This window comes from Pseudomonas viciae, from assembly GCF_004786035.1.
In the GTDB taxonomy this organism is placed as follows: Bacteria; Pseudomonadota; Gammaproteobacteria; order Pseudomonadales; family Pseudomonadaceae; genus Aquipseudomonas; species Aquipseudomonas viciae.
Genome location: NZ_CP035088.1, coordinates 1,707,757 through 1,732,086 on the forward strand (window position 1 = coordinate 1,707,757; position 24,330 = coordinate 1,732,086).

The window sequence follows — 24,330 nt, forward strand, 5'->3', positions numbered from 1 at the left end:
GGCAGCTCCTACAGGGCGCATGGCGTGCAATCGTCTACTTGATCACCTCTTGTCAGCATCACCCTTCGCAACGAAGGCCTCGGGTATACTGCCGCGTTTTGTGATGCCCTGCGGCGTCCCGTTGGTCCGAAATGCGCACTTACGATTTGCCGGTGCAGCGTTTGAGATTCTGAACCAGCCTTGCAGGGACGTTTCGGTGATTTTTGGAGTTTCTATGCTCGAACAGGCTCAACGCGTCCTCAAGGACATCTTCGGCTACGACAGTTTCCGTGGCCGCCAGGGTGCCATTATTGAGCGCGTGGCCAGCGGTGGCGATGCCCTGGTGCTCATGCCCACCGGCGGTGGCAAGTCCTTGTGCTTCCAGGTGCCGGCGCTGTTGCGCAATGGCCTGGCGGTGGTGGTCTCGCCGCTGATCGCATTGATGGACGACCAGGTCGCGACCCTTGAAGAACTGGGTGTTGCCGCTGCAGCGCTGAACTCCACCCTCAGCGCCGAGCAGCAGCGGGACCTGGCGGCGAGCATCAAGCGCGGCGAAGTGAAGATGCTGTACCTGGCACCGGAGCGCCTGGTGCAGCCGCGCATGCTGGCGTTCTTGCAGAGCCTGGAAATTGCCTTGTTCGCCATCGACGAAGCCCACTGTGTGTCCCAGTGGGGCCACGATTTCCGTCGCGAATACCTGCAATTGGGGCAACTGGCGGAACTGTTCCCCGATGTGCCGCGCATCGCCCTGACCGCCACCGCCGACAAACGTACCCGCGAAGAAATCGTCGAGCGCCTGCATTTGCAGAACGCCGAGCGGTTCCTGTCCAGCTTTGACCGGCCGAACATTTTCTATCGCATCGTGCCCAAGGAGCAGCCGCGCAAGCAGTTGCTGGCGTTCATCGCCGAGCGGCGCAGCGACGCCGGCATTGTCTACTGCCTGTCGCGCAAGAAGGTCGACGAAGTGGCGGCGTTCCTTTGTGAACAGGGTTTTCCTGCATTGCCGTATCACGCCGGGCTGCCCAACGACCTGCGGGCCTATCACCAGAAGCGCTTCCTCAACGAGGAAGGCCTGATCATGGTGGCCACGGTGGCGTTCGGCATGGGCATCGACAAGCCCAACGTGCGTTTCGTCGCCCACCTGGACTTGCCCAAATCCCTCGAGGCCTATTACCAGGAAACCGGGCGTGCCGGCCGTGATGGCTTGCCGGCCGACGCCTGGATGGCCTACGGCCTGCAAGACGTGGTGATGCTCAAGCAGATGCTGCAGAACTCCGAGGGCGACGAGCGCCACAAGCGCCTGGAGCAGCACAAGCTCGACGCCATGCTCTCGCTCTGCGAAGAAACCCGCTGCCGTCGCCAGACCCTGCTGGCCTATTTCGACGAAGACATGCCCCAGCCTTGCGGGCATTGCGACAATTGCGTCGATGGCGTGGAAACCTGGGACGCCACCGAACCGGCCCGCCAGGCCTTGTCGGCCATCTATCGCACCGGCCAGCGTTATGGCGTGGGGCATCTGGTGGACGTATTGCTGGGCAAGGACAACGAAAAGGTCCGCAGCTTCGGCCACCAGCATCTTTCGGTATTCGGGGTGGGCAAGGCCCGCACCGAGAGCGAATGGCGTTCACTGTTCCGACAACTGGTAGCCCGTGGTCTGGCGGACATCGACCTGGAAGGCTACGGCGGCCTGCGCCTGAGTGCGAGTTGCCGGCCCTTGCTCAAAGGCGAGGTCACCCTCGAACTGCGCCGCGACCTCAAGCCGGCGACGGCGGTCAAGAGCAGCAAGAGCCAGGCCAGCCAACTGGTGCGCGGCGAAGAGCGCGATCAGTGGGAGGCCCTGCGCGCCTTGCGCCGCAAGTTGGCCGAGGAACACGGCGTGCCGCCGTACGTCATTTTCCCCGACTCGACGCTGCTGGAAATGCTCCGCAGCCAACCGACGTCCCTGGCCGAAATGGCCCGGGTCAGTGGTGTGGGCGCGCGCAAGCTGGAGCGTTATGGCGAGGCCTTCCTCCAAGTGCTGGGCGGCGAGGTCGAGGCGCCGAAAGTGGTGGCCGATGTACGCCACGAACTGATCACCCTGGCCCGGGCCGGCATGACGCCGCTGCAGATCGCCGGGCAACTGCAATGCTCTGAGAAAAACGTCTACACGATGCTGGCCGAGGCCATCGGCAAACAGCAGTTATCTCTTGAGCAGGCACTGGACCTGCCCGAGGAGTTGATGGGCGAAGTGCAGGATGCGTTTCTGGATGGCGAAGGCGAGTTGCCGCCGGTGACGGAAGTCGCTGCGCTGTTTGTCGGCCGGGTCCCTGAAGGCGTCCTGTATTGCGTCAGGGCTGCGTTGCAGTCGGAATTCGAAGTTTGATCAATGAGTTACGCTCCTTTAACGATTCAGTACGGGGCAAACCTTGCTTGAATCCGAAGCTCATGCTTAGCTGACTAATAATTAGTTTTTTCTATTTCAGATCTGATGAGTTTTTATATGCCGTTAACCGATCAACACCGTTTTGGCATGCAACTGGCCCAAATGTCCCGAGGCTGGCGTGCTGAGTTGGATCGTCGCCTGGCGGGGCTCGGTCTGTCCCAGGCACGCTGGCTGGTGCTGCTGCACCTGGCCCGTTTCGAACAGGCGCCGACCCAGCGCGAACTGGCCCAGAGCGTCGCCGTCGAAGGCCCGACCCTGGCCCGCTTGCTCGACAGCCTGGAAACCCAGGGGTTGGTGCAGCGCCAAGCGGTGGCCGAGGATCGTCGAGCCAAGAAAATCGTGCTCTGCGCACCGGCCCTGCCGCTGATCGAACAAATCGAAACCATTGCCACGCAATTGCGTCGGGAATTGTTCGAGGGCGTTGACGAGGCGGACATGCGGGTGTGCATGCGTGTTCACGGCACGATCCTGGCCAACCTGGAAAAATCCTGAGGCATATCCCCGGCGCCAGACTTTTGAGATTCGGTGGTTAGCGAACTATAACCAGTACTAAGCGATCGTATTGGATGCGTTTACGCCGAAGTTGGTTCTGGTAATCGAAAGGGATGCCCATGCTTGGAAGTTTGCAGTCCACGTTGCGCAGTTGGATCAACGTGTCGGTCGTCGTGGGTGCCCTGGGGTATTCGGCTTTGGCGTCGGCGCTGGGGTTGGGGGAGATTACGCTCCATTCCGCCTTGAACCAGCCGTTGCGTGCCGAAATTGCCCTGGTCGATGCGAGTGGGATTGACGAGGGCGATCTGTCGGCCAGCCTGGCGAGCCCGGACGATTTCGCTCGCGCCGGTGTCGAGCGGGTGTTCTTTCTCAATAGCCTGCGCTTTACGCCGGTGTTGCGCGGTGAACGCAGTTTCATTCGGGTGACCTCCAGCAAGCCCGTCGAGGAACCGTTCCTCAATTTCCTGGTACAACTCAATCAGCCCAACGGGCGTCTGTTGCGCGAATACACCGTGCTGATCGACCCGCCGGGCACACCGGGTATCGTGCCTGCCCGTGACGAACCTTCCGCCTCCCAGTCTTCATCGCCCCAGGCAACGCCTGCCATCAAGCCGCCGCCGGCGATACAGGGCAAGCGCTACACCGTCGTGCAGGGGGACAACCCGTGGGTTATCGCCCAGCGCCTGCATGACGCCGGCAGCAACGCTTCAGTCAACGAGTTGGTGCAAGGGATACAGGCCCTGAACCCCGGCAGCGATCGACTCTCCATCGGGCAGCGCTTACTGCTGCCTGATTCGGCCGTGCTGCCGGCACCCGCGCAAACAGCGGCAGCATCGGCTTCCGTGGCGTCCGACGAGCAATTGGCTGCCAGTCTCCTGCAAAATCAGCAGCAACAAAAAACCATCGACGAACTGCAGGCCCGGCTCCAGGCCCAGGACCAGGAAATCGCCGGCCAGCGCAAGCAGATCAGCGAATTGCAGACGCAGTTGGCCGAAGTCACCCCAGCCCCCGTTCCTGCAGAGCCGCTGCAATCGACGGCCCCCGTGTCGGAGCCGACGGTTGATGCAGCGCCGGTGACTGAACCGGTCACGGAGCCAGAGGGCATCAACTGGCTGTGGATGGCGGGGCTGGTGGGCCTGCTGGGGTTGCTCGCGCTGTTACTGTTCGTTCGACGGCGCCAGCAGCAGGCGCAAACTGATGTGGAGCCAATGCCCGGACGTCCCGAACCGATGTTGGAGGACGACATCGACACCTATGCCCCGGCCACTGACACGCAGCCGCCCGAGGCCGCCGCGTCCTTCAACCAGGGTGACACCCCTTTGGGAGATGTGCTGGAAGGCGTCGGGATTTACCTGACTTATGGTCGTTTCACTGAGGCGGCGGGGTTGCTGCGCGCCGCGTTGCTGGCGGAGCCGGAACGCACCGACCTGGGTCTAAAGTTGCTGGAAGTATTGGGTAAACAGGGCGATGTCATTGGTTTCCAGGCCCAGGAGCATCATCTATTGACCCAGGGTGTCGATGCCCGAATGCTGGAGGATATTCGCGGGCGCTATCCCAAGGTCGCTGTAATCAGCGCTCCCGTGGCGGCGACGGTAGAACCCCAGGCAATGGTTCCTGCGCCTGAGCCTGCCAGCGTGCCCGGCGATGAATTCGAGTTGAACCTCGATGCGCTGTCCATGGAGACCAACTGGGACCTGGCCGACACCGAGGATAACCTTGCTGAAAAAAATGCTGCTCCATCGCCTGCTGCCGACGCTACCGAGGGCTTATCGCTCTCAGGGTTCGACGAGTCGGACCTGCAATGGGGCGCGCCACTGGAAACCGAATCGCTGGACGACGCCTTTCTCGATGGGTTTGCCGATGAAGAGCAGTCGCTGGAACTGGAGCCACTCCCCCTCGAGTCCATGTCCTTGGAACCTGTCTCTTTCGAAACTGCTCCCTTCGAAACGCAGGCACCGGAACACTCGGTCAAACTGGAGCAGGCGCAGAACTGCATCGATGATGGCGACTTGAAAACCGCCATCACATTGCTTGAAGAGTTGCTGGAAGAGGGGGATGAGCCCCTCAAGCAGACTGCCCGGGTGCTGCTGGCCGGGATTCGTTGAAGCTATGGATGGATGTTGAGTCTACTGGCCTCTTCGCGAGCAAGCCCGCTCCCACAGGGATTGTGGTCAATAGCAGTCATGTGAACACCGCAGGGAAATATGGGAGCGGGCTTGCTCGCGAAGGCGGCCTGCCAGGCTGTCAATCCTTCCCAGACAAACGCCCACTTCATCAAAACGTCTGCCCCAGATTCAGATACACCGCCTGCTCATCATCATCGTTAAAGCCATAACTGAAATTCAATGGCCCCAGCGGTGTGTCAAAACCCAGGAAAATACTGGCGGCATTGATGTAGCCGCTGTCGAATTCATTGTCGTTGTTCCACGCCCGGCCGCGCTCCAGCGAGCCGCCGATGTACAACGGAAAGTCCAGCGGCAGGTAGGCTCGCGGCGTGAGCCGGCGGTAATACACGGCGCGCATCAGGCTGATGTTCTGCCCGGATATGCCGTCTTCGCGAAAGCCCGACAATTGCCGTGCCCCACCCAGTACAAAGCTCGACGTCACGACTTCGGCGGTGTCCAGGGTTCGACCGTAGCGCCCGCCCAGGATAAAGGTGTCCGGGCCGCTGCTCAGGGCCTTGTCCAGCTTGAATTCCCACTGGCGATAACGCTCATCGGAACCCAACCCCGGTTCGTACTGGCGCCAGGTCAGGCCGATGTCTTCCCCTTCATGGGGGAAGTACACGTTGTCGAAGGAATCGAAGGAATATTTCAGCTCGTAGAAACCTTCATTGAAGTTCTCGCTGGGCTGGTCGTGATCGCCAATGCGCACATCGGCCTTGCCCCAAGTCTGGCCGACACCGAAACGGATTTCACCGCTGTTGCCGATTTGCCGGCCGACGTTGAGGCCAAAGCCATAGCGTTCGACGCGATACTGGGCCACTGGATCGTTGTCCAGGATGGATTCCACGTTCCGCGATTCAAACTGCCCATAAGGCGCGATGAAGTAGCGCGAGCCGACGTCCAACGGTTGATAGAACTCGCTGTACAACTCCTGCTTGTCGCCGATCTGAACGCGGGTCAGCCATTCGGCGCCCAGGCGATTGATGCCGTTGACCCGGTAGCTGGCGCCGAGGTTGAACGCGCTGTCGCCGCGCATGTCGTCCGACAGGCTCAGCCCCAGTCGCAGGTAATCGGTGCCGGTGCGTTTGCCCCGGGCGCTGATGACCAGCGTGTGGTCCGGGCCTTTGTGCACCACGCGGTATTGCACCTGTTCGAAGTAATCCAGGCCGTACAGGGTGCCCATGTCGGTCTGCAAGCGACCCAGGTCCAGCGGTTCGCCGATTTGCTGGCGAACGTAATAGCGAATCACGTCGTCGCCGACTTTCGAATCGTTCTCCACGCGGATCGCGGTGATGACCGGTGTGCGTTCGCTCGGGGTGCGCGCCGCCGTGAGGACGGGGTCGGCTGGCTCGGCAGGACGCAGGCGCGCCAGGCGGGTCTTGAGTATCTGCGTGGCGCGGTAGCCGGCGTCGATCATGTCCTGGGCCCGACCGAAGTCGGTGGAGCCGAAGCTTGCCAGGGCCGGTTGGATCAGCACGTCGTCTTTCTTCAACGTCGCCAATTGTTCTTCAGAGTTGCGCCGGGTCATCAAGGTCGTCGACTGGTTCAGTACGTCGAGCACCGTCACCAGTTGCTTGCGGTTGCGCAGTGGCGTGCCGATGTCGACCACGATGGCTACATCCACGCCCATTTCCCGGGCCACGTCCAGCGGGATGTTGTCGGACATGCCGCCGTCCACCAGCAGCCGGCCGTCCAGTTCCACCGGGGCGAACACCGCCGGGATCGACATGCTGGCGCGAATGACCTTGGGCAAGTGGCCCTTGCGGAACACCACCTTTTCGCCGCTGGCGATGTCGGTCGCTACCGCGCGGAAAGGGATTGGCAATTTGTCGAAGTCGCGGGTGTCGCTGGCGTGGGCCAGCAGGCTTTCGAGCAGCAGGGCCAGGTTTTGCCCCTGGATAACCCCCAGTGGCAAGCCGAGGCTGCCGTCATCACGAAAGCTCAGTTTCTGTTTCACCAGGAAATCCCGATCATCCTGCTTGCGCCGGAACGGCACATCCTTGCGCGGCGGGGCGTCGGACAACGCCTGTTGCCAGTCGATGCCCAGGGCGAGTTTTTCCAGTTCGTCGATCTTGTAGCCCGAGGCATACAACCCACCGATCACCGCGCCCATGCTGGTGCCAGCAATGGCGTCGATCTTGATGCCTTGCTCTTCCAGGGCCTTGAGCACGCCAATGTGCGCCAACCCCCGCGCCGCGCCGCCGGACAACACCAGGCCGATTTTCGGGCGCGGTGCTTCGACAGTGGGCTCGTTGGCGTGGCCGAACAGGGGCAACAGCAGCAGAAGCAGGAAGGGCAGCAGGCGGCGCATCGTCAATCTCGGGGCGGGCGATCAAAGGCGGGTATTATAGCGACGCCTTCGAACCCAGGAGTCCACCTGCAATGACCGAACACAAACCGGAAATCGTCATCACCTACTGCACCCAGTGCCAATGGTTGCTGCGCGCCGCCTGGCTGGCCCAGGAACTGCTCAGCACTTTCAGTGATGACTTGGGCAAAGTGTCTTTGGTGCCGGGCACTGGCGGGGTATTCCACATCAGTTGCGACGGCACGCAGATCTGGGAGCGCAAGGCCGATGGCGGTTTTCCCGAGGCCAAGGTCCTCAAGCAGCGGGTCCGCGACCAGATCGACCCGCAGCGGGACCTGGGCCATAACGACCGGGTTCAGTGAGACGGGGCTTGGGCGCCCACCTTCGGTTTCTTTGAGCCACCGCCCAGTTGGCTCGACACGATGATCGCAACGATGATCACCACGCCGCCCAACAGCATGCGCAGCGTCGGGTTTTCATCGAACAGCAGCCAGGCCATGGCGATGCCGTAGACCGGCTCCATGGTGAACACCACTGCCGCGGTGCGCGCTTTGATCACCGCCAGGCTGGCGACGAACAGGCTGTGGGCCAGGCCGGTGCAGAACACGCCGAGCAAGCCGATCCACAACCAGTCGATGGGGCGAACGTCGCTCAATTGTGGCGCTGCCCACGGCAGCAGGCACAACCCGACCACCACGTTCTGGCACAGCGCGGCCTGCACGGGCGGCACGTGCGCCGAGCCGGCACGGTTGGTCAATGACAACAGGGAAAACAGCAGTCCCGAGGCCACGGCCCACAGCAGGCCAGTGGTGGCACCGCTGGCCAGGTCGAAGTCCGGCGTGACCAATACCAGGCCGATGCTCACCAGCACCACCAGGAGGATTTCATTGGCGCGGATCCGCTCGCGGAAGATCAGCCCTTCCAGCAGCACGGTGAAGGCCGGGAAGCTGGCAAAGCCCAACGTGGCGACCGCCACCCCAGCGACTTTTACCGCGATGAAGAAACTCACCCAGTGCCCGGCGAGCAACAGCCCGCCCAACAACAATCTGCGGCCGTCCTGCGCGCGGAGCCTCTGCCAGTGGGTGTTACTGGCGAACCGGGCAAAAAACGCCAGGGCCAGCACGGCAAAAAAGGCGCGACCGAACACGATGACCGTCGGCGAGGCAGCGGCGAGTTTGCCGAACACGCCGGTCAGGCCAAACATGAGTGCGCCAATGTGCAGGGCGCCGAGGGCGGTACGGGGAGTCATTGCGGTCCTTGTTCAACGGTTGCGGGTCAGGGTATTGAACCGGTTGCCGGCCGTTTTTGTCTGTCGCGATCCTAGCGATTTTTAGCGCGAAGCTAGCGCTGGCGCCGCAGCTTGCCGGGCGAGCTGCCGAATTCACGCAGCACCGCGGCGGCGAAGGCACTCTGGGAGCTGTAGCCGACCCGATGGGCGATTTCACCGATGGGCAGGTCCGAATCGCGCAGTAACGCCACAGCCTTGTGCAGGCGGCGGCTGCGGATGTAGTCCATCGGGGTTTGCCCACATTCGGCGACGAAGCGTGCGTGCAGGCGGGCGCTGGAGAGCCCGGCGACTTGCGCCAGGTCCGCCACTTGCAATGGATGGGCGGCATGCTGGTCGATGTGGGCATTCAGCGCAGCGTAGGGCAGGCGCCGGCCACCGAGGGTTTTCTGGCGAGTGCCGTTGAGGCTGGCCAGAAGCAGCACCGCACCTTGCTGGGCGATCAGTGGGTCTTCCATCGGACTGCCCGCCAGCCAACTGACCAACTGGCTTTGCCCCGCATCCAAAGGCCGGCGAGCGGTGTCGTCGAGCAATCGGCGGCTGGCTTCGGCATGATCCCCCAGGGATTGCCCGACCCATTCGTCGCTGGGCACATCCAGCACCAGACAACGGCTGCCATGGGGGCTGCCGCAGGCGTGATGGGCACCGGCCGGCACCACCACGAAACTCTGTTGCACCACCTGGCTGCCGCGCCCTTCGACCTCGAAATCCAGCGCGCCGGACAACCCGAACACCAGTTGGGCGTGGTCATGGCTATGGACGATCAAGTCGTGGCTGTAATGGCGTAGCGTGAGGATCGGTCTCATCGCGGTCTCCCGTGTCAGGCCGCCAGCATACACCGAGGGCGTGATGCCTCGCGCTGTCATGTAACGGACTTGTGTTTGTCATGGGCCATTAACCGCGCAAGTGCACAGTGGCGAAAACGATCAGAGGGTTGCCCATGACCAGCGCCGAGCTCGCCAGACCCAGCCGCAAACAGCGTGTTCGCACCCTGTGGATTTCCGATGTGCACTTGGGCACCCGGGATTGCCAGGCCGAGCACTTGTCGCAGTTCCTCAAGGGCTATCACGCCGACAAGATCTACCTGGTAGGTGACATCATCGACGGCTGGAAGCTGCGTGGTGGCATGTATTGGCCCCAGGCCCACACCAACGTGATCCGCCGCTTGCTGACCATGAGCAAGCGTGGCACCGAGGTCATCTACGTCACCGGCAATCATGATGAATTCCTGCGGCGTTATTCGAAGCTGATCCTGGGCAATATCCAGTTGGTGGACGAGGCCGTGCACGTGACCGCCGACGGTCGGCACCTGTTGGTGATCCACGGCGACCAGTTCGACGTCATCACCCGTTACCATCGTTGGCTGGCGTTCCTCGGCGATTCGGCCTACGAGTTCACCCTCACGCTGAACCGCTGGCTCAACCATTGGCGGGCCCGCTATGGCTACGGCTACTGGTCGCTGTCGGCGTACCTCAAGCACAAGGTCAAGACCGCTGTCAGCTTCATCAGCGATTTCGAAGAAGCCATCGCCCATGAATGTGTGAAGCGCGAGCTGCATGGCGTGGTGTGCGGGCATATTCACCATGCCGAGATGCGCATGGTGGGCGAGGTGGAGTACCTCAATTGCGGCGATTGGGTCGAGTCGTGCACCGCGTTGATCGAGCATTGGGATGGGTCGATCGAGTTGTATCGACTGGCGGATGCCCAGGCGCGGGAGGCACAGTTGAAGGCACTGAAAGTCGCCGAACCTGCCTGAGGCCGTAGGCGCTGACGAGTGCAGGGAGAGTTTTGTGTTCGTCAGGTCGGTGTGTCAGCCATCGCCGCCTTGTAAATCGACTGCTTCGGCGCGGCAAATACCCTTTCCAGCATCGGCTCGAAGAAACTCAGCGGCAAAGTGTCGTACCCGGCATCGAAGGCGGCCGCGTCATACTTCGCACAAAAGTCGATGGTCGCCTGGTACTGCGGATGCTCGAAAAACTGCTCGCGCAGGTGCCGGTCCATGCCCAGGTGATGGAAGAAGTAATAGCCCTGGAAAATCCCATGCTTCTCCACCATCCACAGGTTTTCGGCGCTGACGAATGGCTTGAGGATCGCTGCGGCAATGTCCGGGTGGTTATACGAGCCCAGCGTATCGCCAATGTCGTGGAGCAGGGCGCAAATGACGTATTCCTCGTCCCGCCCGTCACGCCAGGCACGGGTGGCGGTTTGCAGGGAGTGGGTCAGGCGATCCACCGGGAACCCGCCGAAGTCGCCGTCCAGCAACTTCAGGTGTGCCAGGATCCGGCCCGGTAACTGCCGGGCGTAGGCGCTGAAGTCGGCCGCGATGACCGCCCAATCTTCTTGAGTGCCGTCCTGCATGTGGGTAAAGCGTGCGCGTGAGCTCATCGATCGTCCTTTGAGGGTATGGCGACTAGAACGCGACCTTGCCCAGGATCATGTCGCGGTACATGACGAAGTCGCCGAGCAAACTGTAGAACGGATACTGGAAAGTGGCAGGGCGGTTCTTTTCAAAGAAGAAATGCCCGACCCAGGCAAAGCCATAGCCGGCCACAGGCAAGGTGATCAGCCACCACCCGCCACCGATGACGAGCGCCAGAGCGAAAATAAGAATGACCAAGGAGGTGCCGACGAAGTGCAGTCGGCGACAGGTGCTGTTGCTGTGTTCGCTGAGGTAATACGGGTAGAACTCGGCGAACGTATTGAATCGTTTGGTGTTTTCCAAGACTGCAGGCTCTTTGGTTATTGTTCTTTATTTGAGTTTAGAGGGATCACTTACAACGGCCAGTGACAATCAGCGCCACTCTAGTGTCCTGTCTTACAAATACTGCTCCTTTTGGACGGCATCTGTTGCCGTCATGCGCGGGCTATGACTCGTCGCGGCGCCTTGCCTGACGACATCAGCCGCTCGTCCAAAAAGGGGCATTATTTGTCAGACAGGACACTGTATCCTTCGCAAATCCAGCCGTACCCTGCGGCTCGTCATGCAAGTAAAAACGTCATGAACGAACGAACGACTTCTTCAAGCTGGGCGATGGGGATTGTCAAGGCGTTGGAAATGGATGGCCTGGATTGTCGGGTGCTGTTCAAGCAATTGGGGCTGGATTTTGATGCGCTGGACGATCCGGATGCGCGCTTCCCCCAGGATTCGATGACGCGGCTCTGGCAACGGGCGGTCGAGCTGTCGGGCAACCCGGCCATCGGCCTGAACATGGGCAAAGTGGTGCGCCCGGCGTCATTCCATGTGGTCGGTTACGCCTTGATGTCCAGCCGCACGCTGGTGGAGGGGTTCCAGCGGCTGGTGCGTTATCAACGGATCATTGCCGAAAGTGCTGACTTGAGTTTTCGCCTGCTGGAGGAGGGCTACGGGCTGATTCTGACGGTGCATGGCGACCATCTCCCGCCCACCCGGCAAAGCGCCGAGGCGTCCCTGGCTTGTGCGCTGGCCCTGTGCAGTTGGTTGACCGGACGCACCCTGCACCCGGTCAAAGTGCTGCTCCAGGGCGTCGAACCCGAAGACTTGGCACCTTATCAGCAAGCCTTCCACGCGCCGCTGATGTTCGGTGCGCCCTACGACGCGCTGATCTTTGAGCGGGCCGACATGGAAGCACCATTACCCACGGCCAACGAAGCCATGGCGTTGCTGCACGACCGGTTTGCTGGTGAGTACCTGGCGCGTTTTTCCGGAAGCCGCGTGACCCACAAGGCCCGGCAGGTACTGTGTCGGCTTCTGCCCCAGGGGGAGCCCAAGCGTGACGTGGTGGCGCAGACGCTGCACTTGTCCCAGCGCACTTTGCAGCGGCGTTTGCAGGAAGAGGGCACCAGTTTCCAGAGTCTGCTCGAAGACACCCGCCGCGAACTGGCCGAGCAGTACCTGGCTCAGCCGACCATGACCCTATTGGAAATTGCCTATCTGCTGGGGTTTGCCGACCCGAGCAATTTTTTCCGGGCCTTTCGCCGCTGGTTCGATACCACGCCCGGTGAATACCGGGCGCGGCTGGTAAAGGATCAGTGACGCCAGAACGCCGGGATACACAACACGAACACCGTGATGATCTCCAGCCGGCCCAGCAGCATGCCACCGGACAGAATCCACTTGGCCGCATCCGGCAGCGGCGCAAAGTTGCCGGCCGGGCCAATGGTCTCTCCCAACCCCGGGCCGACACCGGACACGGTACTGGCCGCGCCGGTCAGCGCTGTCATCCATTCCACGCCCAGTAACGACAGCAGCAGGGCGATCACGCAGATGGTGATGGCGAAGAAGAATGAAAACGTGAGGATCGAACGCACGATTTCTTCGTCGAGGCGGTGACCGTTGTACTTCTGCTTGATCACTGCCCGGGGATGGATCAGTTGATTAAGGTTGGCCCGCAGCAGGATGTAGGCGACCTGGAAGCGGAAGATCTTGATCCCGCCGGCCGTCGAGCCGGAGCAGCCGCCGACGAAGCCCAGGTAGAAGAACAGCATCAGGGAGAAGTTGCCCCATAGGCTGTAGTCCCCCAGAGCGAAACCGGTGGTGGTGACGATCGACGTCACGTTCAGCGCCACGTGCCGCAGGGCGTCCAACCAATGCAGGTCGGTGGTCGCCCAATACCAGGTGCCGAGCACGACCCAGGTCACCAGCAGTACCCCGAGCAGACCCTGGACCTGCTGGTCCTTGATCAGCGCCCGGCGATTGCCTCGCAGCGTCGAGACGTACAGGGCAAACGGCAGGCTGCCGAGGATCATGATGACAATGGCGACCCAGTGCACCGCCGGCTGGGTCCATTTGGCCAGGGACAGGTCCGAGGTGGAGAAGCCGCCGGTGGAGATCGCCGACATCGAATGGTTGATGGCGTCGAACGGGCTCATCCCGGCCCACCACAGCGCCAAGGTACCGAGAATGGTGATGCCCACGTAGGACGCCACGATCAGTCGCGCCACCATGTGAGAGCGGGGCATGACTTTTTCCGAGCGGTCCGACGACTCGGTCTGGAACAGTCGCATGCCACCAATGCGCAGCAAGGGCAGGATCGCCACCGCCATGCCGATGAAGCCGATACCGCCGAGCCAGTGGAGCAGCGAGCGCCACATCAGGATGCCGGGGGACATGTTATCCAGGCCGCTCAGGACGGTGGCGCCGGTGGCTGTGATCCCCGACATGCTTTCAAAGAACGAGTCCGTGTAGCTGATGTGCTGGGTCAGCAGGAAAGGCAGTGCGGCGAAGATACACACCACCAGCCAACTGCTGACGGTCAGCAGGTACATGTCGCGCGGGCGCAGGTGCACGTGTTCCGGGCGTCCGGGAAGGACCAGGGCCAGGCCGGCGACGAAGGTGATCATGCTCGACCAGAGGAACGAGGGCAGGTCGCTGGTACGCTCGAAGACCAGCAAGGTGGCCATGGGCACGACCATGAAGATCGCCAGGGTGATCAGGAAGATGCCGATGATGAAACCAATGATCCGTAGGGTCGGCAACGCCATGAAGTCCGCTCGGGCTGAAAGGGAAGGGCGCCATTCTACCTGTGGCAAGGCGCATGTAAACCGACGCCCCTGTGGTGCCTGGCCTTATGGCAGCGGAATTTGCGCTAACGAACTCGCCGTACAAGCCTCTAGAATAGCCAGACATTTTTTCAGGAGGTGGCCGATGCAGGCTCTCGACGCTTTGCTCAACCGTGTTTCCGTCCCGCGCCTGGTCGACCCGGCGCCCACGCCGGAACAGCGCGAGGTCATGTTCGCCGCTGCGATGCGGGCGCCGGACCACGGCCAGTTGCGGCCATGGCGTTTTCTGACGGTCGAAGGGCAAGCACGTCATCGCATGGGCGAGCTCCTGGCCGAAGCGGCGCGGCTCAATGACCCGCAGGCCCCCGAGGCCGTCGTGGAAAAGGCCCTCAATGGCCCGTTGCGCGCGCCCCTAGTCGTGGTGGTGATCGCCCGCTTGCAGGAACACTTCAAAATCCCTAAGTCCGAGCAACTGCTGGCGGCCGGCTGCGCGGCCCATGGAATCCTGCTGGCGGCTTATGCCCAGGGTGTTGGTGGGGTCTGGCGTACAGGGGAGTTGTCGTACTCACCCCATGTCGCCAAGGGACTTGGCCTTGAAGACGGGGAAGAGGTGATTGGTTTCCTTTACCTGGGCACACCGCAGAAAGAGGCGCGTACGGCGGCGAAGGTGGAGACGGCGGAGTTTGTCAGTGAGTGGAGCGGTCAATAAGCCCTTAGGGACTGCACTTCATTTCAGGTTGGCTTGATTCATCGTGGCGAGGGAGCTTGCTCCCTCGCCACAACATCAACAGCTGACGGCGCTGTTACTTGCACACGTCAGCAATTGCCTCAGCCAACAGATCCAAACGTGTGGCGTCGATGCCCGCCACGTTGGCCCGGCCCGTGCCGACCATGTAGACGCTGTGACGCTCGCGCAGGCTTTTGACCTGTTCCGGCGTCAGGCCGGTGTAGGAGAACATCCCGCGTTGCGCGCCGATATGCGCGAAACGCTCGCGCAAACCGTGGGGTTCTAGGGCTTCGAGCAGGCCGCTGCGTAACTGAGCGATGCGCAGGCGCATGGTCTGCACTTCGTCGGCCCAGAGGCTTTTGAGCTCCGGATTGCCCAGGATTGTCGCCACCACGGCCGCGCCGTGATCCGGCGGCGTCGACCACAGGTTACGGGCGATATTCGCCAGTTGACTGCGAATGTCCACCAGCTTCTCGGCATCCCGGGCGCAGACGATCAGCGCCCCGGTGCGGTCGCGGTACAGGCCGAAGTTCTTCGAGCAGGAACTGGTGATCAGTACCTCCGGCAACGCATCGGCAAACAGCCGCACCGCCCACGCATCCTGCTCCAGCCCATCACCAAAGCCCTGGTAAGCGAAGTCGATCAGCGGCAGCAGGTCGCGGCTGCGCATCACCTCCAGCACCTGGCGCCATTGCTCATGGGAGAGGTCGAAGCCGGTAGGGTTGTGGCAGCAGGCGTGCAGCAGCACCACGTCACCTTTTGGCGCCTGGTTCAGGGTCGCCAGCATCGCCTCGAAATCAAGGCGATTGTCAGCGCCCACATAGGGGTAATGACTGGCCTTGACGCCAGCGGTGGCGAAGATGGTTTCGTGGATCGGCCAGGTCGGGTTGCTCAGCCAGACGCCACGCCCCGGCAGGCATTGGGCGATGAAGTCGGCACTCAGGCGCAGGGCTCCGGTGCCGCCCGGGGTCTGGGTGGCGCCGGCGCGTCTTGCGGTGATCAGCGGCGAGTTGGCGCCCAGGACCAGTTCATTGATCAACTGGCCGAACGCGGCGTCACCGTGACCGCCGATGTAAGTCTTGGTGGTCTGGCGATCCACCAGCCGCTGTTCAGCCTGCTTCACGGACTGAAGAATCGGCGTCAGGCCCTGAGCGTCTTTGTAGACGCCCACGCCCAGGTCGAACTTGCTCGGATTGCTGTCCGCGCCGTAGGCCTCCATCAGGCCGAGGATCGGGTCGCCGGGCACCCGGCCGATGGCATCGAAATGCATTATTTGCGGCCCTCGGCGGTCTTGGCCACTTCGTCGGTGCGAGCGGCCATGATGAAGTCGTTGCGGTGCAGGCCCTTGATGGAGTGGCTCCACCAGGTCACGGTGACTTTACCCCACTCGGTGAGCAGGCCAGGGTGGTGACCTTCGGCCTCGGAGATTTCACCAACGGCGTTGGTGAACGCCAGGGCATGCTTGAAGTTCTTGAACAGGAAAACCTTTTCCAGCTGCATCACGCTGTCGCGCACTTCGATGTTCCAGTCCGGGATCTGCTTGATCAATACCGGCAGTTCTTCGTCGCTGACTTGTGGGGCGTCGGCGCGGCAGGCTTCGCAATGGGCTTGGTTCAGAGTGTTCATAGTGTGTTCCTGGATCGAATATTTGAAAAACGTCGATGCACCCACGCTAAAGCAAAGCTGCGCTGTGCAACAGACTCAATTGAGATCAAAAGAGGCGGTTCACGCCGCTTTGGGTGGGAATTTCGGTGCGTGCAATCCCAGTTCCCGGCCGCGCTTGACCATGCCCATGATGTCTTCGTGGGCCAGGTCGAATAGGCGCTTGAGCTCAGGCAGCACGAAATACACCGGCTGCAGGATGTCGATGCGGTATGGCGTGCGCATCGCTTCCAACGGATCGAAGGCTTGATGCTCCGGTTCGTCCGACAGGCAATAAACGGTTTCCCTAGGCGAAGACAGGATCCCGCCACCGTAGATGCGCCGGCCTTGCGGCGTTTGCACCAGGCCGAACTCGATGGTCATCCAGTACAGGCGGGCCAGGTAGACGCGTTCTTCCTTGGAGGCCTGTAGGCCGAGCTTGCCGTAGGTGTGGGTGAATTCGGCAAACCAGGGGTTGGTCAGCAGCGGACAGTGGCCGAATATCTCGTGGAAAATGTCCGGCTCTTGCAGGTAGTCCAGCTCTTCACGGGTACGAATAAACGTCGCCACCGGAAACTGCTTGCTGGCGAGCAATTCGAAGAAGGTCTGGAAGGGGATCAGCGCCGGCACCCGAGCGACTTGCCAGCCCGTGGTTTCACCCAGCACCTTGTTGATTTCGCCCAATTGCGGAATGCGATCGTGGGGCAGGCCAAGCTTCTCGATGCCGTCCAGGTATTCCTGGCACGCACGGCCCTCGATGACTTTCAGCTGGCGGGTGATCAGCGTGTTCCACACCGCATGTTCTTCGGCGGGGTAGTGGATAAAACCTTGCGCATCGGGCTCGCGGGCCACGTACTGCGTCTGCTTCATGCTGCTCTCCTGCTGATTTCCCTCAGGGGGAAGGCGTGTTTGTTGTTATGTCCAGCGATGCATTAGAGATAACTCGAAGCAGGGGCGTGTGCAGCGGGTAGGCGAGGGCACGTATCGCGATAAGGGTGCGATTTCGTAAAGTTTTCGTTACGTATTCAGCGATGCTTCGGTGCTGCCGGGATTTTTGGCTGGGAAAGGGCCTACAGCTGTAACATAATCTTGACGTTTATTTGCGTCGGCACGCAGAAAAAACCTTGTGGTGAGGGATCAAGTCCCTCAGCGCGAATTTCCATCCACATCGGGCCTTTTTATGCGCATCAAAGTCCATTGCCAGAATCGCATCGGCATCCTGCGGGACATTCTCAACCTGTTGGTGGAGTACGGGATCAACGTCGCCCGAGGGGAAGTCGGTGGCGAGCACGGCAATGCGATTTATCTGCACTGCCCGAACCTGATCAACATCCAGTTCCAGGCGCTGCGGCCGAAATTCGAAGGCATCGCCGGGGTATTTGGCGTCAAGCGCGTAGGGCTGATGCCCAGCGAGCGTCGGCACATGGAGCTCAATGCGTTGCTCGGCGCCTTGGAGTTTCCGGTGCTGTCTATCGACATGGGTGGCTCTATCGTCGCGGCCAACCGGGCGGCGGCACAATTGCTCGGGGTGCGGGTGGACGAGGTGCCGGGGATTCCGTTGTCCCGGTACGCCGAAGATTTCGATTTGCCGGAACTGGTGCGTGCCAACCAGTCGCGGATCAACGGGCTGCGGGTCAAGGTCAAGGGCGATGTGTTTCTGGCCGACATCGCCCCGTTGCAATCGGAGCACGACGACAGCGAGGCCATGGCCGGCGCCGTACTGACGCTGCACCGGGCCGACCGGGTCGGCGAGCGTATCTATAACGTGCGCAAGCAGGAGCTGCGTGGCTTCGACAGTATTTTCCAGAGCTCCAAAGTGATGGCGGCGGTGGTTCGTGAGGCCCGGCGCATGGCGCCACTGGACGCTCCGTTATTGATAGAAGGTGAAACCGGCACCGGCAAGGAATTGCTGGCCCGCGCCTGTCACCTGGCCAGCCCGCGCGGGCAATCACCGTTGATGGCGCTCAACTGCGCCGGCTTGCCGGAGTCCATGGCCGAGACTGAGCTGTTCGGCTACGGGCCGGGAGCCTTTGAAGGTGCCCGGGCCGAAGGCAAGCTCGGCTTGCTTGAGCTGACCGCGGGAGGGACGCTGTTTCTCGATGGGGTAGGGGAAATGAGTCCGCGCCTGCAAGTGAAATTGCTGCGCTTTCTGCAGGATGGTTGCTTCCGTCGCGTAGGCAGCGATGAAGAGGTGTACCTGGATGTCAGGGTGATCTGCGCGACCCAGGTCGACTTGTCCGAACTCTGCGCCCGGGGTGAATTCCGCCAGGATTTGTACCACCGCCTGAATGTCCTTTCCCTGCACATCCCGCCGTTGCGCGAATGCCTCGATGGCCTGGCGCCTTTGGTGGAGCATTTTCTTGACCAGGCCAGTCGCCAGATTGGCTGTCCGTTGCCGAAGCTGGCCGCAGCGGCGATGGAGCGTCTGAGTCACTATCATTGGCCGGGGAACGTCCGGCAGTTGGAAAACGTGCTGTTCCAGGCCGTTTCCCTGTGCGACGGCGGCACGGTGAAGGCCGAGCACATCCGCTTGCCGGACTACGGCGTGCGCCAGCCCCTTGGTGATTTCTCCCTCGAGGGTGGGTTGGATGAGATCGTCGGGCGTTTCGAGAAAGCTGTGTTGGAGCGGCTTTACTCCGAACACCCCAGCAGTCGGCAATTGGGCAAGCGGTTGGGGGTTTCCCATACCACCATTGCCAATAAGTTGCGCGAGTATGAGGTTGGTAAAATCGAGTCATAGCTATTTATCGATTGTGTTTTTGCTGGCCTCATCGCGAGCAAGCTCGCACAAGGTGATCGATTGCTCACAAATCATGGGAGCACTGGAGATCCAATGTGGGAGCGAGCCTGCTCGCGATGACGACAGTGGCCGTTGCCAAGGTCAAGCGTTGCCGTAAGCGGCACAACACCGCCGGTTTTTCGTCTTCGACACATTTCAAAAATCCCTTCCCCAACCCTCCAACCCTTTGTTTGCCGGCGCGCGGGGCGCCAGAAAAAAGTTGGTCTGCAAATTGCTTATGGCTCAGTAGTACAGCAGTGGGCGGCAAACGTCCGGCATGCAGAGGAACGACAGTGGACAAGTACCTTTATGTGGCAATGACCGGCGCCAGCCAGAACGCACTGGCGCAACGGGCCCATGCCAACAACCTGGCGAACATCTCCACCAATGGTTTTCAGAAAGACCTGGAGCAGGCCCGCTCGATGCCGGTGTTTGGCGACAGCTTTCCGGCGCGGGCATTTGCCATGTCCGAGCGTCCTGCCACTGACTTCACCCCGGGTGCGCTGGTGGAAACCGGTCGTGACCTTGACGTCGCGGTCAGCGGGCCGGGCTGGATGGCCGTGCAGAACCCCGATGGTGGTGAAAGCTACGTGCGCACCGGCAGCCTCAACGTCGACGCCCTGGGCGTGTTGCGGGCCGGCAACGGCATGCCGGTGATGGGCAACGGTGGTCCGATCGCCGTGCCGCCGGAGCAGAAAATCGAAATCGGCCAGGACGGCACCATCAGCATCCGCGCCATGGGCGAAGGTCCGCGTGTGATGGCTGAAGTCGACCGCATCAAGCTGGTCAACCCGGACCTCAAGAACATGACCAAGGGCCTGGACGGTTCGATCCGGACCAAGGACGGCCAGCCGGCGCCCATCGATGGCAACGTGCAGTTGGTGTCCGGGTTCCAGGAAGCGAGCAACGTCAATGCCGTGGATGAGATGACTTCGGTGCTGGCTTTGGCCAAGCAGTTCGAGCTTCACGTCAAGATGATGAACACCGCCAAAGAAGGCGACGAGGCCATGGCCCGGGTCTTGCAGATCTAACCATTAATTACAGCGTCGCGCCGAAAAACAGGCGTACGAGGAGAATCGAATGCTTCCGGCTCTATGGGTTGCCAAAACAGGTTTGTCCGCCCAGGACACCAACCTGACGACCATTTCCAACAACCTGGCGAACGTTTCGACCACGGGCTTCAAACGTGATCGCGCTGAGTTCCAGGACCTGCTGTACCAGGTCAAACGCCAGCCAGGCGCCCAGTCGACCCAGGACAGCGAACTGCCGTCGGGCCTGCAAGTGGGTACCGGTGTGCGTATTGTCGGCACCCAGAAGAACTTCACCGCCGGCAGCCTGCAGACCACCGAGCAGCCGCTGGACATGGCCATCGACGGTCGCGGTTTCTTCCAGATCCTGCAGCCGGACGGCACCACGTCCTACACCCGTGACGGTACGTTCCACCTCGACTCCAACGGCCAGATCGTCAACGCCAGCGGTTTCGCCCTGGAGCCGGCCATCGTCATCCCGAACGATGCCCAGACATTCACCGTAGGCCGTGACGGCACCGTGTCCATCACAGTGGCGGGCAACCCGGCCTCCCAAGTGATCGGCAACCTGCAGACCGCCGACTTCATCAACCCGGCCGGCTTGCAAGCGGTGGGCAACAACCTGTTCCTGGAAACCGCCGCCAGTGGCGCGCCGCAAGTTGGCACGCCGGGCCTGAACGGTTTTGGTACCACGCTGCAGAACACCCTGGAAACGTCCAACGTGAGCACCGTGGAGGAGATGGTCAACATGATCACCACCCAGCGCGCTTACGAGATGAACTCCAAGGTGATCTCCACCGCCGACCAGATGCTCTCGTTCGTTACGCAGAATCTGTAATCACGTCTATAGAGGCGGCCCGGGGTCGCCTGCAACACCAAGAGGTAGGGTCATGAATCGCTTTGTATCTGTTCTGGCACTGAGTGGGATCACCGCGCTCGCGGGCTGTGTCGGGCCAACGCCCAAGCCCAATGACCCGTACTACGCTCCGGTGTTGCCGCGCACGCCGCTGCCGGCCGCCGCCAACAATGGTTCGATCTACCAGGCCGGTTTCGAGCAGAACCTGTACAGCGACCGCAAGGCGTTCCGGGTCGGTGACATCATCACCATCACCCTGAACGAGCGGACCCAGGCCAGCAAGAATGCCAACTCGCAGATCGACAAGACCAGCGACACCAGCGTTGGCCTGACGTCGTTGTTCGGCTCCAGCCTGACCACCAACAACCCGATCGGCAGTAATGACCTGAGCCTCAGCGCCGGTTACAGCGCCGACCGGGCCACCAAGGGCGATAGTCAGTCAGGCCAGAGCAACAGCCTGACCGGTTCGATCACCGTGACCGTCGCCGACGTGTTGCCCAACGGCATCATTGCCGTGCGGGGCGAGAAGTGGCTGACCCTCAATACCGGCGACGAACTGGTGCGCATCGCCGGCATGGTCCGGGCCGATGACATCTCCACCGACAACACTGTTCCGTCAACCCGTGTGGCCGATGCTCGCATCACTTACTCGGGTACCGGTGCCTTCGCCGATGCGAGTCAGCCGGGCTGGTTCGACCGTTTCTTCCTCAGCCCGAAGTTCCCTTTCTAGGTGGCCCAGTTGAATCTTAAACAGCTGTTGATCGGTGCCCTGGTGATGTCGGCAGCCTTTAGCGCTCAAGCCGAGCGTCTGAAGGATATCGCCAGCATTTCCGGCGTGCGTTCCAACCAGTTGATCGGCTACGGTCTGGTCGTGGGCCTGAACGGCACCGGTGACCAGACCACCCAGACCCCGTTCACCCTGCAGACCTTCAACAACATGTTGTCGCAGTTCGGCATCAAGGTGCCGGCAGGTTCGGGCAACGTACAGTTGAAGAACGTCGCAGCGGTGTCGATCAGTGCCGATCTGCCGGCGTTCGCCAAGCCTGGCCAACAGGTGGATATCACCGTTTCGTCCATCGGTAACTCCAAGAGTCTGCGCGGTGGCACCCTGCTGCTGACGCCGCTCAAGGGGATCGACGGCAACGTGTACGCCATCGCCCAGGGTAACCTGGTGGTGGGTGGTTTCGATGCTGAGGGGCGCGACGGCTCGAAGATCACCGTCAACGTTCCGTCGGCTGGTCGCATCCCTGGCGGTGCGTCGGTGGAGCGTGCGGTGCCGAGCGGTTTCAACCAGGGCAACAGCTTGACCCTGAACCTCAACCGCTCCGATTTCACCACGGCCAAGCGCATCGTCGACAAGATCAACGACATGCTTGGCCCAGGTGTGGCCCAGGCCATCGACGGCGGCTCGATTCGTGTCACCGCGCCCCTGGATCCGAGCCAGCGGGTCGACTATCTGTCGATCCTGGAGAACCTCGAAGTCGATCCGGGCCAGGCCGTGGCCAAAGTCATCATCAACTCGCGCACCGGCACCATCGTGATCGGCCAGAACGTCAAGGTTTCTCCAGCCGCCGTGACCCACGGCAGCCTGACCGTGACCATCACCGAAGACCCGATCGTCAGCCAGCCAGGTCCGTTGTCCAACGGCCAGACCGCCGTGGTCCCCCGTTCGCGGGTCAATGCCGAGCAAGAAGCCAAGCCGATGTTCAAGTTCGGCCCGGGCACTACCCTGGATGAAATCGTCCGTGCGGTGAACCAGGTCGGCGCGGCGCCGGGCGACTTGATGGCGATCCTCGAAGCCTTGAAGCAGGCCGGCGCGTTGCAAGCCGACCTGATCGTGATTTGAGGACCGGGCCATGGATATGCGCAAGGGCGCTTTGATCAGCGGGGACTCGGGGTCCTACTCGGACCTCAATCGCCTGAACCAGCTCAAGGTCGGCGACAAGAACAGCGACGGCAACCTGCGCAAAGTGGCACAGGAATTCGAGTCGCTGTTTATCGGTGAGATGCTCAAGTCCATGCGTGCGGCCACCGAGTCGATGGGCAAGGATAATCCGCTCAATACCGCTGAAGCCAAGCAGTACCAGGAAATGTACGACCAGCAGTTGGCCGTTTCGATGTCCCGCGAGGGCGGTGGTATCGGCCTGGCCGATGTGCTGCTGCGTCAGATGTCCAAGAACAAACCGCTGGCGCCAGGCGAGGCGGCAGGCTTGTCGGCTGCCAAGCAACAAGAGGCGCAGGACAAGGTCGCCAAGGCGGCGGTGCCCACGCCAGTGGCGGCCGGCACGCTGCCCGACGGACCTCTTTCGCGCTCCAACGGCCAGCGTCCGTTGTGGGCTTCCCGAGCCGTGAACGCGCCGCAAGGGGCGGGCGAGGGGACTCACCGCAACGACATGGAGTTGATCAACCAGCGCCGCCTGGCCTTGCCACCGAAACTGGCGGACCGCCTGCTCGCCGGCCTGGTGCCTTCGGCCGCGACCAGTGCCGATGTGCCTGCGCAGAACGTCTTGCCGGATCGCGTCATCACCGCCGCCAAGCCTGCCACCGGCGAACTGGCCAACGGCGACTGGCTGGCCGCGCTCAAGGCCTCCGAGCCGAGCGGCGGGATGCAGGTTTATGGTCGTTCCGTGGCACAACCGCCCCTGGCACCGGCGCGCAAAGCCTTCCGCGATGCCGACGAATTCGTCAATGCCATGTTGCCGATGGCCAAGGAAGCGGCGGACCGCATTGGGGTCGACCCACGTTACCTGGTGGCCCAGGCCGCCCTGGAAACCGGTTGGGGCAAATCGGTCATGCGCCAACCTGATGGCAGCAGCAGCCACAACCTGTTCGGCATCAAGGCCAGCCAGAACTGGAAGGGCGATTCGGCCCGGGCGATCACCAGCGAATTCCGCAATGGCGAGATGGTCAAGGAGACGGCCGAGTTCCGTTCATACGCCTCGTATCGCGACAGTTTCCATGACTTGGTCAATCTGCTGCAAAGCAACAGTCGCTATCAAGATGTGCTGAAGTCGGCCGATAAACCCGAACAGTTTGTGCGCGAGTTGCAAAAGGCCGGTTACGCCACCGACCCTAACTACGCCAGTAAGATTTCGAACATAGCCCGGCAGATGACGAGTTACCAAAACTACGCTTCGGCTGGCGCCACCACGACTTTATAAGGTCTGAAC

Annotated in this window: 21 protein-coding genes and 1 pseudogene; 13 read left to right on the forward strand and 9 right to left on the reverse strand. The window is 61.6% G+C overall.

Annotated elements, in window-relative coordinates; translation table 11 throughout:
* Positions 1-214: 214 nt before the first annotated feature.
* From recQ to EPZ47_RS07845, 3 genes are all read left to right on the forward strand, one after another.
* A complete protein-coding gene (recQ, locus tag EPZ47_RS07835) occupies positions 215-2,341 on the forward strand; it encodes a DNA helicase RecQ (protein ID WP_135844263.1) in 2,127 nt (708 codons plus the stop codon).
* Positions 2,342-2,458: 117 nt separating this feature from the next.
* Positions 2,459-2,893 (forward strand): MarR family transcriptional regulator, encoded by a 435-nt coding sequence (locus EPZ47_RS07840; protein WP_003199001.1) that lies wholly within the window; start codon positions 2,459-2,461, stop codon positions 2,891-2,893.
* Positions 2,894-3,012: 119 nt separating this feature from the next.
* Positions 3,013-4,998, forward strand: coding sequence for a FimV/HubP family polar landmark protein (locus EPZ47_RS07845; protein WP_135844264.1), 1,986 nt, complete (start codon positions 3,013-3,015; stop codon positions 4,996-4,998).
* A gap of 169 nt (positions 4,999-5,167) precedes the next feature.
* Here the strand turns inward: EPZ47_RS07845 and EPZ47_RS07850 are convergent, their stop codons facing one another.
* Positions 5,168-7,369, reverse strand: coding sequence for a patatin-like phospholipase family protein (locus EPZ47_RS07850; RefSeq protein ID WP_135844265.1), 2,202 nt, complete (start codon positions 7,367-7,369; stop codon positions 5,168-5,170).
* 71 nt (positions 7,370-7,440) lie between these two features.
* On the opposite strand from EPZ47_RS07850, the gene EPZ47_RS07855 reads away from it, so the two are divergent.
* A complete protein-coding gene (locus EPZ47_RS07855; RefSeq protein WP_135844266.1) occupies positions 7,441-7,728 on the forward strand; it encodes an Rdx family protein in 288 nt (95 codons plus the stop codon).
* Here the strand turns inward: EPZ47_RS07855 and EPZ47_RS07860 are convergent.
* Both EPZ47_RS07860 and EPZ47_RS07865 read right to left on the reverse strand, forming a co-directional pair.
* Positions 7,722-8,615 (reverse strand): DMT family transporter, encoded by an 894-nt coding sequence (locus EPZ47_RS07860; RefSeq protein ID WP_135844267.1) that lies wholly within the window; start codon positions 8,613-8,615, stop codon positions 7,722-7,724. The two genes, EPZ47_RS07855 and EPZ47_RS07860, sit on opposite strands and share 7 nt — an antisense overlap.
* Before the next feature lie 92 nt (positions 8,616-8,707).
* The gene (locus EPZ47_RS07865; RefSeq protein ID WP_135844268.1) at positions 8,708-9,457 is read right to left on the reverse strand and encodes a helix-turn-helix transcriptional regulator; all 750 of its coding nucleotides are present in this window, start codon (positions 9,455-9,457) and stop codon (positions 8,708-8,710) included.
* A 134-nt stretch (positions 9,458-9,591) separates the two neighbouring features.
* Between EPZ47_RS07865 and EPZ47_RS07870 the strand changes: the two genes are divergently transcribed.
* Positions 9,592-10,407, forward strand: coding sequence for a UDP-2,3-diacylglucosamine diphosphatase (locus EPZ47_RS07870; RefSeq protein WP_135844269.1), 816 nt, complete (start codon positions 9,592-9,594; stop codon positions 10,405-10,407).
* Between the two features lie 41 nt (positions 10,408-10,448).
* Here EPZ47_RS07870 and EPZ47_RS07875 read toward each other — a convergent pair whose 3' ends face one another.
* Positions 10,449-11,036, reverse strand: a complete 588-nt coding sequence (locus EPZ47_RS07875) for an HD domain-containing protein (RefSeq protein ID WP_135844270.1) — start codon at positions 11,034-11,036, stop codon at positions 10,449-10,451.
* Positions 11,037-11,061: 25 nt separating this feature from the next.
* Complete coding sequence (locus EPZ47_RS07880) at positions 11,062-11,373, reverse strand: Mpo1-like protein (RefSeq protein ID WP_135844271.1); 312 nt, start codon at positions 11,371-11,373, stop codon at positions 11,062-11,064.
* Between the two features lie 276 nt (positions 11,374-11,649).
* Between EPZ47_RS07880 and EPZ47_RS07885 the strand changes: the two are divergent.
* Positions 11,650-12,700 (forward strand): annotated as a pseudogene (locus EPZ47_RS07885) (AraC family transcriptional regulator).
* Here the strand turns inward: EPZ47_RS07885 and EPZ47_RS07890 are convergent.
* On the reverse strand, positions 12,657-14,111 hold the full coding sequence (locus EPZ47_RS07890; RefSeq protein ID WP_135844272.1) for a TrkH family potassium uptake protein: 1,455 nt from the start codon (positions 14,109-14,111) through the stop codon (positions 12,657-12,659). The pseudogene EPZ47_RS07885 and the gene EPZ47_RS07890 sit on opposite strands and share 44 nt — an antisense overlap.
* 163 nt (positions 14,112-14,274) lie before the next feature.
* Between EPZ47_RS07890 and EPZ47_RS07895 the strand changes: the two genes are divergently transcribed.
* Positions 14,275-14,838, forward strand: a complete 564-nt coding sequence (locus tag EPZ47_RS07895) for an NAD(P)H nitroreductase (RefSeq protein ID WP_135844273.1) — start codon at positions 14,275-14,277, stop codon at positions 14,836-14,838.
* Positions 14,839-14,932: 94 nt separating this feature from the next.
* On the opposite strand, the gene EPZ47_RS07900 is transcribed toward EPZ47_RS07895, so the two are convergent.
* The 3 genes from EPZ47_RS07900 to phhA all read right to left on the reverse strand — a co-directional run bounded on the left by EPZ47_RS07900 (position 14,933) and on the right by phhA (position 17,367).
* On the reverse strand, positions 14,933-16,126 hold the full coding sequence (locus EPZ47_RS07900) for an amino acid aminotransferase (protein ID WP_135844274.1): 1,194 nt from the start codon (positions 16,124-16,126) through the stop codon (positions 14,933-14,935).
* Positions 16,126-16,482 carry a 4a-hydroxytetrahydrobiopterin dehydratase gene (locus EPZ47_RS07905; protein ID WP_047737665.1) on the reverse strand — a complete coding sequence of 119 codons (357 nt, stop codon included), beginning with the start codon at positions 16,480-16,482 and terminating at the stop codon, positions 16,126-16,128. The genes EPZ47_RS07900 and EPZ47_RS07905 overlap by 1 nt, the downstream gene beginning before the upstream one ends.
* Before the next feature lie 99 nt (positions 16,483-16,581).
* Positions 16,582-17,367: a phenylalanine 4-monooxygenase gene (gene phhA, locus EPZ47_RS07910; protein ID WP_135844275.1), complete on the reverse strand. Its 786-nt coding sequence runs from the start codon at positions 17,365-17,367 to the stop codon at positions 16,582-16,584.
* 310 nt (positions 17,368-17,677) lie between these two features.
* On the opposite strand from phhA, the gene EPZ47_RS07915 reads away from it, so the two are divergent.
* From EPZ47_RS07915 to flgJ, 6 genes are all read left to right on the forward strand, one after another.
* Positions 17,678-19,237, forward strand: coding sequence for a sigma-54-dependent transcriptional regulator (locus EPZ47_RS07915; RefSeq protein ID WP_135844276.1), 1,560 nt, complete (start codon positions 17,678-17,680; stop codon positions 19,235-19,237).
* A 332-nt stretch (positions 19,238-19,569) separates the two neighbouring features.
* The gene (locus tag EPZ47_RS07920) at positions 19,570-20,307 is read left to right on the forward strand and encodes a flagellar basal body rod protein FlgF (RefSeq protein WP_123342203.1); all 738 of its coding nucleotides are present in this window, start codon (positions 19,570-19,572) and stop codon (positions 20,305-20,307) included.
* A 49-nt stretch (positions 20,308-20,356) separates the two neighbouring features.
* On the forward strand, positions 20,357-21,142 hold the full coding sequence (gene flgG / locus EPZ47_RS07925) for a flagellar basal-body rod protein FlgG (protein ID WP_135844277.1): 786 nt from the start codon (positions 20,357-20,359) through the stop codon (positions 21,140-21,142).
* 52 nt (positions 21,143-21,194) lie between these two features.
* Entirely contained in the window at positions 21,195-21,890 is a 696-nt protein-coding gene (gene flgH / locus EPZ47_RS07930; RefSeq protein ID WP_135844278.1) for a flagellar basal body L-ring protein FlgH, read from the forward strand.
* Between the two features lie 45 nt (positions 21,891-21,935).
* Positions 21,936-23,006, forward strand: a complete 1,071-nt coding sequence (locus EPZ47_RS07935) for a flagellar basal body P-ring protein FlgI (RefSeq protein ID WP_178084299.1) — start codon at positions 21,936-21,938, stop codon at positions 23,004-23,006.
* A gap of 10 nt (positions 23,007-23,016) precedes the next feature.
* On the forward strand, positions 23,017-24,321 hold the full coding sequence (flgJ, locus tag EPZ47_RS07940; RefSeq protein ID WP_135844280.1) for a flagellar assembly peptidoglycan hydrolase FlgJ: 1,305 nt from the start codon (positions 23,017-23,019) through the stop codon (positions 24,319-24,321).
* Positions 24,322-24,330: the final 9 nt, after the last annotated feature.

Bases quoted from the DNA above. Each gene is read 5' to 3' on its own strand.
- recQ (WP_135844263.1), top strand. From the start codon at position 215: ATGCTCGAACAGGCTCAACGCGTCCTCAAGGACATCTTCGGCTACGAC.
- EPZ47_RS07840 (WP_003199001.1), top strand. From the start codon at position 2,459: ATGCCGTTAACCGATCAACACCGTTTTGGCATGCAACTGGCCCAAATG.
- EPZ47_RS07845 (WP_135844264.1), top strand. From the start codon at position 3,013: ATGCTTGGAAGTTTGCAGTCCACGTTGCGCAGTTGGATCAACGTGTCG.
- EPZ47_RS07850 (WP_135844265.1), bottom strand. From the start codon at position 7,369: ATGCGCCGCCTGCTGCCCTTCCTGCTTCTGCTGCTGTTGCCCCTGTTC.
- EPZ47_RS07855 (WP_135844266.1), top strand. From the start codon at position 7,441: ATGACCGAACACAAACCGGAAATCGTCATCACCTACTGCACCCAGTGC.
- EPZ47_RS07860 (WP_135844267.1), bottom strand. From the start codon at position 8,615: ATGACTCCCCGTACCGCCCTCGGCGCCCTGCACATTGGCGCACTCATG.
- EPZ47_RS07865 (WP_135844268.1), bottom strand. From the start codon at position 9,457: ATGAGACCGATCCTCACGCTACGCCATTACAGCCACGACTTGATCGTC.
- EPZ47_RS07870 (WP_135844269.1), top strand. From the start codon at position 9,592: ATGACCAGCGCCGAGCTCGCCAGACCCAGCCGCAAACAGCGTGTTCGC.
- EPZ47_RS07875 (WP_135844270.1), bottom strand. From the start codon at position 11,036: ATGAGCTCACGCGCACGCTTTACCCACATGCAGGACGGCACTCAAGAA.
- EPZ47_RS07890 (WP_135844272.1), bottom strand. From the start codon at position 14,111: ATGGCGTTGCCGACCCTACGGATCATTGGTTTCATCATCGGCATCTTC.
- EPZ47_RS07895 (WP_135844273.1), top strand. From the start codon at position 14,275: ATGCAGGCTCTCGACGCTTTGCTCAACCGTGTTTCCGTCCCGCGCCTG.
- EPZ47_RS07900 (WP_135844274.1), bottom strand. From the start codon at position 16,126: ATGCATTTCGATGCCATCGGCCGGGTGCCCGGCGACCCGATCCTCGGC.
- EPZ47_RS07905 (WP_047737665.1), bottom strand. From the start codon at position 16,482: ATGAACACTCTGAACCAAGCCCATTGCGAAGCCTGCCGCGCCGACGCC.
- phhA (WP_135844275.1), bottom strand. From the start codon at position 17,367: ATGAAGCAGACGCAGTACGTGGCCCGCGAGCCCGATGCGCAAGGTTTT.
- EPZ47_RS07915 (WP_135844276.1), top strand. From the start codon at position 17,678: ATGCGCATCAAAGTCCATTGCCAGAATCGCATCGGCATCCTGCGGGAC.
- flgG (WP_135844277.1), top strand. From the start codon at position 20,357: ATGCTTCCGGCTCTATGGGTTGCCAAAACAGGTTTGTCCGCCCAGGAC.
- flgH (WP_135844278.1), top strand. From the start codon at position 21,195: ATGAATCGCTTTGTATCTGTTCTGGCACTGAGTGGGATCACCGCGCTC.
- EPZ47_RS07935 (WP_178084299.1), top strand. From the start codon at position 21,936: ATGTCGGCAGCCTTTAGCGCTCAAGCCGAGCGTCTGAAGGATATCGCC.
- flgJ (WP_135844280.1), top strand. From the start codon at position 23,017: ATGGATATGCGCAAGGGCGCTTTGATCAGCGGGGACTCGGGGTCCTAC.